Here is a 10,738-nt window from a genome sequence, read left to right on the forward strand (position 1 = left end):
ATTATTCCGAATAGACATCGGTCAGCGCCGGCCGGCTGCTGTTTGACAGTTCTCGACTTTGAGAAAGCCATGCCCCCTCATTCCGGCGTTCTGCAGATTTTGATATAATCCGCTGCAATGAACACAGCCGCGCCCACCAAACTTTCTCTCTGGCAGGTCTGGCTGCTGGCAGCCCGCCCGCGTACGCTGCCGGCGGCGGCTGCGCCGGTGCTGGTAGGCTGTGCCGTGGCTGCCTATGAGGGGGTCTTTCGTCCACTGCCGGCGCTGGCGGCTTTTCTGGTCGGGTTGTTGCTGCAAATTGGCGCCAACATCTCCAACGATTATTTCGATTTCAAAAAAGGGGCCGATACCAGCGAACGGGTTGGGCCGCTGCGGGTGACTCAGGCCGGGCTGCTTACCCCACGCCAGGTGATTGGCGGAATGGTGGTGGTATTTGGCGCGGCCGCGCTGATCGGCATCTATCTGATCTGGGTGGCGGGGCTGCCGGCATTGGTGTTGGGGGTGGTGGCAATCCTTTCGGCGCTGGCCTATACCGGCGGGCCGTACCCGCTGGCTTATCATGGCTGGGGAGAGGTATTCGTACTGCTCTTCTTCGGTCTGGCGGCGGTATGCGGTACGTATTATGTCCAGGCCGGCATGCTCAGCATGGCAGCCGTGTGGTCATCTCTGCCGGTTGGTTTGCTGGCGATGGCGATTTTGACGGTCAACAACTTGCGCGATATTGCCACCGACCGCGCCAGCGGCAAGCATACCCTGGCGGTGCGACTGGGTGAGCGCGGCGCCGTGCTGGAATACGGCGTGTGGGTTGGGCTGGCTTATGGGGTGGTGCTGACGGGGGTCATTCTGGGCGTTCTGCCCCTTGCGGCGCTGCTCAGCCTGCTCAGTCTGCCGCTGGCAGTGCGCCTGATGAAGCAGGTAGCCCGGACGCGCGGGCGAGCGCTGAATCCCCTGCTGGCAAAAACCGGTCAGCTGGAATTGCTGTTTGCGACCTTGTATGCGGCTGGTCTGCTGTTCAGCCGCTGGTGGAGCGGTTTTTAACCTGCCACGGGCAGAGCCGGCGTTCCAATCCATCCACCGTGAAATAAAGCCCCAGTCCTAAAATACTCATGGCAATTACCCCGGCATACATGGCCGGATAATTGAACAGGGTGTTGCCGTTCAGGTAGATGTAATACCCCAGTCCTTGCTGGGTGGCAAATAATTCGGCAATATACAGTACGGCAACCGCTGTGCCGACCGACTGGCGCAGAGCGGTCAGGATGCCGGGGATGCTGGCGGGGAGAAACACAAAGCGGAAGAGCGCCAGCCTGCCCGCTCCCAGACTGCGCACACTGCGAATCAGTTCCGGGTGCAGATTGGCGGCTTGATCGCGCACCAGGACCAGAATCTGGAAGAATAAAATCAAATAAATCACCACAATTTTGGAAAGGTCGCCGATGCCCAAAAAGAGCAGCACTACCGGCACGAAAACCACCTTAGGGACGGGGTAGAGAATGTAGATGATGGGCGAAAAAAACGCGTTCAGGCGTTTGAACTGCCCCAATGCCAGACCGGCCGGCGCAGCAGTGAAAATTGCCAGCAGCGTGCTGGCAGCCACCCGCGACAGACTGGCGAAGAAATGGCCGCTCAAGTTACCGGTGATTGTTTCGTTCCACAGGGTGATCAAAACGCGGTCGGGTGGCGGCAGGATCGGCTGGTTGACCACCTTCGCAATCACCTGCCAGAACAGCAGCAAGCCAGCGCTGGCCAGCAGCAAATCGCGGCGTTTCATACTCCCTCCAAACGCTCGCGCAGGTGACGGCACAGGGCGCGGTAGGCGTCCGTTTCACGGTAGCCGGGCTGCAGGTTGAGGGGGTTTTCGATGATCTGCGCCGTGCGGTTGGGCGGCTGATTGAGCAGTAAGATTTTTTGTCCCAGCAGGGCGGCTTCTTCAATGGCGTGGGTAACCAGAATCAGTGTCAGGCCGCCTTCCTGCCATAATTCCAGTGTCAGGCGCTGTAATCCCTCACGGGTGGGCGCATCCAGCGAAGAAAACGGTTCATCCATCAGCATAACATCCGGGTTGAGGGCCAGCGTGCGGGCAATGGCGGTACGCTGGCGCTGTCCACCCGAAAGCTGCGCCGGATACTGACCGGCGAAGGGCAGCAATCCCAGCCGTTCCAGCCATGGCTCTACATCCAGTGTGCGCTGATAGTCGGCCGGGGCATGGACGCCATCCGGCCCGTAAAAATTGCGCACCCGCAACCCCAGCCGGGCGTTTTCGCGCACGGTTGCCCAGGGCAGCAAGCCGTAATCCTGAATGATCAAGCCGGTTTGCGGACGCGGGCGGGTGAGCGGCTGTCCATCCACCCGAATACTGCCCTGCTGAGGGCGCAGCAGACCGGCAATCAACGAGAGCAGGGTGCTTTTGCCGCAGCCGGAAGGCCCGATGACCGCCCAGGCTTCGCCGCGCTGTACCTGCCATGAGAAATTTTCGAAGATCGGCAGCGCGGGCTGGTAGCCAAAGGTGATTGAGTCGATTTCAATCATCACAATTTGTGAAAAAAAGAGGCGTTGACAAGCCACCCATGGCTTTCTTAAAGTCGAAGGCTGTCATATTGCGACCTGCCAGCGCCAACAGATGTCGGTTTGGAGAAGTCCATTTTCAAATCCCTTTGAACATTCTCAGCCCCGTCCTGCGCCTCCCCCAATATCGCGTGAGCGATATTGGGGGAGGTGGGAGGGGGTTCGTTTTGCCACAATCCAGTTTTTGGATGGATACCAAATATTTTTAAAAACAACCTTTCAGGATTTTCCAGAAACTTTGAGAAAACCATTCCAAGCCACCCCTTTTGGGGTAACCCTTTCAGGGCAACAAGCTCCCATTGACACAATCGGTATAGGCCAGGTCTTTGTTCAGGTAACCCTTTTCTTTGACCCATGCCAGCGTATCGTCAAATTGGGCCTGAGTGGGAACCCCCTTGAGCGGGTAGGTGGGTACTTTGAAACTTTCGGCCAGTGGAGCAGGCACCATCTTTTGTTCCACCATCAAACCGCTGTACTTTTGCGGGTCGGCGTTGATGAGGGTCACGGCTTCTTCAATGGCAGCCAAAAAGGCGCGCACTGCCTGCGGCTGCTGGTCAATGACTGCCTTGCGGAAGGTGATCAGGCTGAAGGAGTATTCCGGGCGCAGGGTATCATCCAGCACAACCGTTGCGCCTTGCTGCGCGGCAAGGGTGGAAAACGGCTCCGGCAGCATGGCGGCTTTCAACTCGCCGCTGGCGAGCAACGCCAGCCGGTCGGGGATTTTTGGAACGGCAACGGTCTGGATTTCATCCCCGCTCAGTCCTTCGGCCTGCAGCAGGCGCTCGGTCAGATATTCGATGACGGTAGCCTGCGAGACGCCCACGGCAACGCCTTTCAAATCGGCAGCGCTTTGAATGCCGCTGTCTTTGGCGGCTAGAATACGGAACAGGGCTTGATCGGCTGTGGCTGTGCGGGCAAAGCGGACTGCCTGAACCTGAATCTGATCCTGATTAAGGAACATGACCGAAGCCAGTTCGTTGACCATGCCGTCGGCCTGACCGGCTGAAATCAATTGATCGCGTTCGGGAGCCGAGCCAACCGGAATCAGTTCAACGTTGACGCCGTTGTTGGTGAACAAGCCCTCTTGTTGGGCAACCACCATCGGTAAAACATCCAGAATAGGCAGCACCGCCACTTTGAGGGTGACCACTTCGGTCGGCTGGGCCGGGCTGCAAGCCGAAACCAGCAGGCTAAAAAGGAGAACCAGTAGCGCAACTTTATGTTTCATCCAGTTAATCCTCTCAGGCGACAGGGTAGAGATTTCAGCAGAACCTGAAGTTCCACTGCGAAGGAATTATACTCCGCTCCGAAACATTAACTGGTCAAATGGCTAAGGTTTGCACCTCCTTCAGCAGGATGAGGTCAACCCAAGGCCGCAGTATATTCAACAAGGTTGTTATGGATCGGGCGTATTGCTTTCAGCAGAAAGACGAAGTGAAATCATGCTTGATTTTCAAAATCCATTTCAGGACTCCTTTTCAGGGTATCACGGACGGGGCAATCCCCATCATGTGGATAGTTTCAAGCAAGCGCTGAAGCTTTTTGAACATGCCCGTTTTTCGGCGGCTTTTTACCGCCTGAAGAATGCCCTGCGCCGTCGCCTGGGCCGCCTGATTGATCTCAATCGTCTGCCGGCCAGCCGGGTCAGCAACCGACACTATGGCGGTATTCGGGCGGTGCTGATTGATCAAATTCACGGCACGCTCGGCCGTAGTGAGGATTTCGACGATCAATTTCACCCGTTGGATGAACGCAGCCGCGACCGCTGGGTGGCGATTGCCATGCTGCGTTTTCAGGGGCAGCCGCTGGATGCCGTCAAACTGATTCAGGTCGGTGACCATTATTTCGTCGAAGACGGGCATCACCGCATTTCAGTTGCGCGCGCCTTGGGTCAGGCGGTGGTGGATGCCGAAGTCACTGTATGGGAAGTCAACGGCGGGCTGCCATGGCAACCCCAAACCGCCAGAGGGGAAACGAGCGCAGCAGTGCCGGAAGGAAGCCATACTCGCCTGCTGGGCGCCTGATTCGCCCTACAACCCCATCTTTTTTCTTGACCGATTGTCATCCAGGCAAGAGCAGCCTCTCCCCCAAGGGGAGAGGCTGTGTTGGTGAGGAAATATCCAGGTGGATCAGGTTGGCGCTGTGAATTGGTCAGCGCAGCCGGAAGCGTGCCACCAGCATGTTGAAGGTGTTTGCCATCTCTTGCAGCGAGTTGGCAGCCGCAGCCACTTCTTCCACCTGCGCGCTCATCTCTTCCACCGAGGCGGAAACTTCCTCAACTGCGGCGCTGTTTTCCTCGCTGACCGAGGCAATCGTTTCAATGGCGATGTTAACCTCGTTGGAGCCGATTGCCATTTGTTGGGCGGCAGCCGTGTTCTGGGTCACAATCCGTGAGACGGCATCCATTGCGCTGACCAGGGCACTGGCGGATTGGTTGATCTGCTGCACTGCTTTGGAAGTCTGTTGCGACTGATCCAGCACCACCTGCGCCGATTTCAGGATGCTTTCTAGCGCGCTGCCGGCCTCGTCTGCCTGACGCACACCTTCTTCCACCTGTTGAGCGCTGACCTGCATGGCGGTGACGGCTTCGTGAACGGTGTTTTGGATGTTGTTAATCAGCGTACTGATTTCGCGGGTGGAGGCGGCTGCCCGCTCGGCCAGTTTGCGGACTTCGTCGGCGACCACTGCAAACCCTTTGCCGTGTTCGCCGGCGCGCGCGGCTTCGATGGCGGCGTTGAGCGCCAGCAGATTGGTTTGGGCGGCAATTTCTTCGATGGTTTCAACGATGAGGGTAATCTTTTCGGACTGCTCGCCCATCTGCTCCACTTTATCGGCGGAAAGCGCTACCTGATTGCGGATGACCTCCATTCCTTTCAACGTAGCGTTGACCTTTTTGGCGCCGCTTTGGGCGTATTCGGCCGCCTTTGCGGCTTCTTCACTGCCGGACAGCGAGTTATCCGCCACCCGGCGCAGGGCGGCGCTGATTTCGGCGGTGATGACGGCGGCCTGTTCGGCTGCGGTGGCTTGTTCTTTGGAACCCTGCGAAACATCCTGAATGGCGTTTGCCATTTGCTGGAAGGTGGCCGTTGTCAACCCGACCGACTCGGCTTGTTGAGAGATTCCACTGGTCACCTGCTGCATGGTGGTGGCAATCTGGCTGGCAGCGTGCCCGGCCTGCTCGGCGGCCAGGGTCAGCTGGCTGGAAGCCGAGAGCAGACTTTGCGCGTTTTCGACAATCTCTGCCACCAGCCCGCGCAGATTAGCGGTCATTTGCACAAAGGCGTGTCCCAGCCGGTCTTTTTCACTGCGCGGTTGTACCTGCACCTGCAGGTTGCCGCCGGCAATTTGCCCGGCGACCTCGATCATTTCGCGCAGAAACTCGGCTGCCTGATGGGTTTCGCGGGCTACAAGGCCAATTTCATCGGCGCGGTTGAGGATGCGCTGGTCAAGGCGCAGGTCATCTTCCAGTTCGCCGCGCGCCATGTGCTGCAAGGATTGGGTAACAGCCTGCAGCGGTTGGGTCAGGCTGCGGGAATACTGCAGCAGTACCCCGGCCAGCAGCAGGGCTGCCAGCAGGATGACCACCGCCAGCGTGATCATCAGCGCTGAAACGCGCTGCTGCACCAGCGCCTGCGGCACAAAGGTGATCAGCGTCCAGCCGCTGGCGGGAAGTTGAGCAAAGGCGGCATACACCTGCCCGGCGTTGCCAAACGGGTCTTTGATCAACCGATAGCCGTAAGATGTGGCTGCAGATTGTTCCAGAATGGGCTGCAGTGCCCCGCCGAACAGGGAGGCGGCGTTGACTTCCAGCAAGCCTTCGACCGAATCAGCTGCCAGCCGGTAATCATCTATGCCGAGTATGTTGCCTTCCTCATCGAACAAAATGGCGTGGGCCTGGCGGTTGTATTCTTCGCTGGCGGCAATCCCTTGCAGCACTTGATTGAGAGCCTCGGTGGAGATGTCGGCGGTGGCAATCCCCCAGAACTTGCCATCCCGGTGAAAGGGGACCGAGATGGTGGTCATCAGGACATTTCCCAAACCCTCGTCGAAATAAGGCGGCGTCCAGAAGGGTTTGGGGCTGGTCTTGCCGGGCGCATACCAGACAGCGTCCAGATAGTCCTGATCGGTGGTCACGACGAAATTGGGCTTGCCGTTGTCGTACCAGTGATATATTGCCAGCAGCTGCTGATCGGGCTGGTAGGTGTAGGGTTCAAAACCCGCCCAGGTACCGTAAATGTCCGGGTTGCTTTTGAGGATGGCGGCCATGCGCTGGTTGAGAAGGTCCAGATCGGGTCGCGGGTCGGCTTCGATGCTGGCGGCCAGTTGAACCGGCACGCGGGCAATGGCGGCCAGAAAGCCGTCCATCTGGTTGGCTTTGGCGAGGGTGTAGTCCATCAGCCCGCGCTCGACCTCGGCGCGCACGGCGTTGGCGCTGACCAGTACGCTGACGACCCCGGCAATCAGCAGCACCAGCACCACTCCAGCCAGCAGGGTCAATAACTGGTTGCGGATGGAACGATTGAAAAAGTTGAACATGGTCACTCCACTGTAAAGGGTTTGAATGGTAAAGAGAGAATTCTCTAAAAAGCCGATTAAGCCGGTATCAAATTAACACGGTCCATCAGCAGCGTCCATAAATGGGCTGTAAAAGCGGTCTAAATTAGGCGTAAAAGCGGCTGTCCAAATGCAGGGGGCCGCCTCAGACAGGGGGATAGACGAAGGCAGGCAGGCGGGAAGGAAAAATAAAGACCTGTTCAGGTGTTTGGAGAGAGCCGCGCGCCTTATCCTCTGCCTGCTTGCCGGTTGGCACACTATCGTTATAATATTAGTAAACAAAGTAAATATTTTGAATCGCGTCGAAAACAGATGCTATGAAACGTTTTTATCGGATTTCCGCCTTCCTTTTTATTCTTCTGTTTGCCCTGAACGGTACGGTCATTGCCCGCCCCGCCCTGCAAACCGACTTCTGCCAGACCGTCACCGACATTCCCCGGGCAGAGTGTGAGGCACTGGCAGCCTTTTACATCTCCACCGGTGGCGACGGCTGGAACGTCAACATCGGCTGGCTGACCGACACTGAGGCAGCCAGCTGGTACGGTGTGCAGGTTGTGGATAACCGGGTTGCCCGTCTCACTCTTGCCAACAATAACCTGCAGGGCAGCCTCCCGCCCGAAATTGGCACCCTCAGCGGTTTGACCGAAATCGTCCTCAGCCGCAACCAGTTGAGCGGCAGCCTGCCGTCCGCCATTGGCGGTCTGAACCAGCTGACCATCCTTGATTTGAGCAGTAACGATTTTAGCGGTGGATTACCACCAGAATTATTTACCCTGACTTCGTTGCAGTACCTCTACCTTGACCATAATCAGTTCAGCGGCGTAATACCGGCGGCGATTGGCAATCTGACTGCTTTGAATGTATTGTGGCTGAATGATAATCACCTGCTGGGTTTTCCGCCTGCCGGTCTGACCAACCTGACGGCACTGTTCAACCCCGGCTCGCTCCAGCCCGGGAATCTAGATGGGTTGGACTTGAACGAAAACCGTTTTTGTGTACCGGATGGCTACCCCGTGCCCGGCAACCCTTTACACCAATTCCTCAGCCAGAAAGATCCCGATTTCCACCTGCATCAGACCTGTACCCCAATTTTTGAGGTATTTTTGCCGATGATTCGGCGTTAAGCGGGCAGAGGTTAATTAAAAATCACCCTATCGGAGTGGAATTTTTCTACCCGATTACTACACTTCGATTTTTGAATATGCTACAATTTAACCGTCCCATACCTTAGACGGAGGTGAATATGTCCACTTTGAAGACGACCCTGACCGGTTACGCCGGCTACCGCGGACGGGAGGGTCACTGGAGCTTCCTCTTACACCGCATCACCGGCCTGGGGGTGGTGCTGTTTCTCACCATTCACATCATTGATATTGCCTTTGTGTATTTTCGGCCGGCCTTGTTCCTGGAAGCGCTGGCGCTTTACCAGACCACCCTGTTTGGGATTGGCGAAATTGCGCTGATCTTTTGTGTGTTTTTCCACGGCGTCAACGGGCTGCGGATTGCCTACTTCGATATGTTCAAACCGGGGATGTGGAGCATTGAGATGCAGCGCAAATCCACCCGCACCACCCTGATCATCTCCATTATCCTGTGGTTGCCGGCGGCGTTCTGGATGGTGCGCAACATTCTCTTTCACAACTACGGAATTGCCCTGTTTGGCGGGTAGGAGGTAAACATGGCTGCGACAACAGAAACCGTGCGGCGGGTTAAAGTCAAACCCAATTACGAAATGATTGCGTGGAAGTGGATGCGTTATTCGGCTTTTGCGCTCATCCCGCTGGTGTGGATTCACGCCATTTTGCAGGATGTGGTGGTAGGTGTGCATGCCATGGATTTGGGCTACGTGGCCGAACGCTGGGCAAGCATTTTCTGGCGGGTGTTCGATGCCCTGCTGCTGGGATTCGCCTTCGCGCACGGAGTCAACGGGCTGCGCCAGGTGCTGAACGATTTTATTCACGGCGAGCGGGGGCGCAAAATACTCAACTGGGGCCTGTTCATCTTCTGGCTGGTCGTTTTCCTGATCGGCGCCATTGCGCTGATTGGCGGCGTCAATCAACAATTTCCGCTGGAATAGCGGTTGGATGAGGGAGTAAAAATATGACCCAAACGCATGTGTTTGATGTGATCATTGTCGGCGGCGGCGGAGCGGGCTTGATGGCGGCGCTGAACGCCTCGCGCGGGGCAAAGACGGCGGTACTCAGTAAACTGTACCCCACCCGCTCACACACCGGTGCGGCGCAGGGCGGTATTGGTGCGGCGCTGGGCAATCTGGAAGAGGATCACTGGGAGTGGCACGCCTTCGATACCGTCAAAGGCAGTGATTACCTCGGCGATCAGGACGCCATCGAGTTCATGTGCCGTGAGGCGGTGCAGGCCGTCTATGATCTGGAACATTTTGGGCTGCCATTCTCGCGCATGCCGGACGGGCGCATCGCACAGCGTCCTTTTGGCGGTCACACCAACAACCTGACCAAAAAACCGGTGCGCCGCTCGTGTTATGCGGCCGACCGCACCGGCCACATGATTCTGCAAACGCTCTACCAGCAGTGCATCAAAAACGGCATCACCTTTTACGATGAATTTCAGGTGCTGGATTTGATCCTCTCGGACGGCAAAGCCGCCGGGGTGGTGGCGGTGGAACTGGCTACCGGCGAACTGCACGTTTTTCACAGCAAGGCGGTTGTGCTGGCCACCGGCGGGCACGGGCGCATGTGGGAGATCACCTCGAACGCCTACGCCTACACCGGTGACGGTGTGGCCATCACCCTGCGCAACGGCATCCCGGCTGAGGATATGGAGTTCTTCCAGTTTCACCCCACCGGCATTTACAAATTGGGCATTCTCATCACCGAAGCGGTGCGCGGCGAGGGCGGTATCCTCTTCAACGGCAAGGGCGAACGCTTCATGGAACGCTACGCACCCACCATCAAAGACCTGGCCTCGCGGGATGTGATCAGCCGCGCAATTTATCTTGAAATTAAGGAAGGGCGCGGCGTTGACGGGAAGGACTACGTCTATCTGGATGTGCGCCCGGAAACGGTCAATAAATATGCCGAACTGGACGGGCGTACCCGCCCGGACGGCACGCCCTACCGCGTTACGGCGGAGGAAATTCTCTCCAAAATTCCGGATATTACCGATTTTTGCCGCACCTACCTGGGGGTGGATCCGGTCAAAGACCCGATGCCCATTCAGCCCACCGCTCATTACGCAATGGGAGGCATTCCCACCAACAAGTTTGGTGAGGTGGTGATTGACGGTCAGGGGACGGTGCTGCCCGGTTTGTACGCTGCCGGCGAGTGTGCCTGCGTTTCGGTACACGGCGCCAACCGGCTGGGCACCAATTCGCTGGTGGATCTGGTGGTGTTCGGCAAGTACGCCGGCATCAAAGCCGCCGAATATGCCAACGGTGCCGACCTGCCGCGCCTGCCGGCCGATCCCGCCGGCGGTGTGCGCCGCCAGCTGGACAACCTGCTCAACGGCAGCGGACGGGAAAAGGCGGCCCAAATCGGGCGCGAGCTGCGTAAAGTCATGTCGGACGATGTGGGTGTGTTCCGCACCGAAGAGGGCTTGCAGCAGGCGGTTGAAAAAGTGCGCGAACTGCGCGAGCGCTACA

At 57.6% G+C, this 10,738-nt stretch carries 10 protein-coding genes; 6 read left to right on the plus strand and 4 right to left on the minus strand.

Features of this window, described 5'->3' with window-relative positions:
* Positions 1 to 117: 117 nt before the first annotated feature.
* A complete protein-coding gene (locus VAE48_RS06105; RefSeq protein ID WP_322792431.1) occupies positions 118 to 1,038 on the plus strand; it encodes a 1,4-dihydroxy-2-naphthoate polyprenyltransferase in 921 nt (306 codons plus the stop codon).
* On the opposite strand, the gene VAE48_RS06110 is transcribed toward VAE48_RS06105, so the two are convergent.
* The 3 genes from VAE48_RS06110 to VAE48_RS06120 all read right to left on the minus strand — a co-directional run bounded on the left by VAE48_RS06110 (position 1,013) and on the right by VAE48_RS06120 (position 3,793).
* Entirely contained in the window at positions 1,013 to 1,771 is a 759-nt protein-coding gene (locus VAE48_RS06110) for an ABC transporter permease (protein ID WP_322792432.1), read from the minus strand. The genes VAE48_RS06105 and VAE48_RS06110 overlap by 26 nt on opposite strands.
* Positions 1,768 to 2,565, minus strand: coding sequence for an ABC transporter ATP-binding protein (locus VAE48_RS06115; RefSeq protein ID WP_322792433.1), 798 nt, complete (start codon positions 2,563 to 2,565; stop codon positions 1,768 to 1,770). The genes VAE48_RS06110 and VAE48_RS06115 overlap by 4 nt, the downstream gene beginning before the upstream one ends.
* Positions 2,566 to 2,845: 280 nt before the next feature.
* Entirely contained in the window at positions 2,846 to 3,793 is a 948-nt protein-coding gene (locus tag VAE48_RS06120; protein WP_322792434.1) for an ABC transporter substrate-binding protein, read from the minus strand.
* Between the two features lie 214 nt (positions 3,794 to 4,007).
* Between VAE48_RS06120 and VAE48_RS06125 the strand changes: the two genes are divergently transcribed.
* Positions 4,008 to 4,589: a hypothetical protein gene (locus VAE48_RS06125; RefSeq protein WP_322792435.1), complete on the plus strand. Its 582-nt coding sequence runs from the start codon at positions 4,008 to 4,010 to the stop codon at positions 4,587 to 4,589.
* A gap of 127 nt (positions 4,590 to 4,716) precedes the next feature.
* Here the strand turns inward: VAE48_RS06125 and VAE48_RS06130 are convergent, their stop codons facing one another.
* Positions 4,717 to 7,101 carry a methyl-accepting chemotaxis protein gene (locus VAE48_RS06130; protein WP_322792436.1) on the minus strand — a complete coding sequence of 795 codons (2,385 nt, stop codon included), beginning with the start codon at positions 7,099 to 7,101 and terminating at the stop codon, positions 4,717 to 4,719.
* 335 nt (positions 7,102 to 7,436) lie between these two features.
* Here VAE48_RS06130 and VAE48_RS06135 point away from each other — a divergent pair, with 335 nt between their 5' ends.
* The 4 genes from VAE48_RS06135 to VAE48_RS06150 all read left to right on the plus strand — a co-directional run.
* Complete coding sequence (locus tag VAE48_RS06135) at positions 7,437 to 8,243, plus strand: hypothetical protein (protein WP_322792437.1); 807 nt, start codon at positions 7,437 to 7,439, stop codon at positions 8,241 to 8,243.
* Positions 8,244 to 8,362: 119 nt separating this feature from the next.
* Positions 8,363 to 8,788 carry a hypothetical protein gene (locus VAE48_RS06140; protein WP_322792438.1) on the plus strand — a complete coding sequence of 142 codons (426 nt, stop codon included), beginning with the start codon at positions 8,363 to 8,365 and terminating at the stop codon, positions 8,786 to 8,788.
* Between the two features lie 9 nt (positions 8,789 to 8,797).
* Positions 8,798 to 9,196: a hypothetical protein gene (locus VAE48_RS06145; RefSeq protein WP_322792439.1), complete on the plus strand. Its 399-nt coding sequence runs from the start codon at positions 8,798 to 8,800 to the stop codon at positions 9,194 to 9,196.
* Between the two features lie 23 nt (positions 9,197 to 9,219).
* Positions 9,220 to 10,738 (plus strand): FAD-dependent oxidoreductase (locus VAE48_RS06150; protein WP_322792440.1); only part of this gene is annotated, 1,519 nt, incomplete at its 3' end.

It is taken from the genome of Bellilinea sp., assembly GCF_034432615.1.
Classification (GTDB): Bacteria; Chloroflexota; Anaerolineae; order Anaerolineales; family Anaerolineaceae; genus Bellilinea.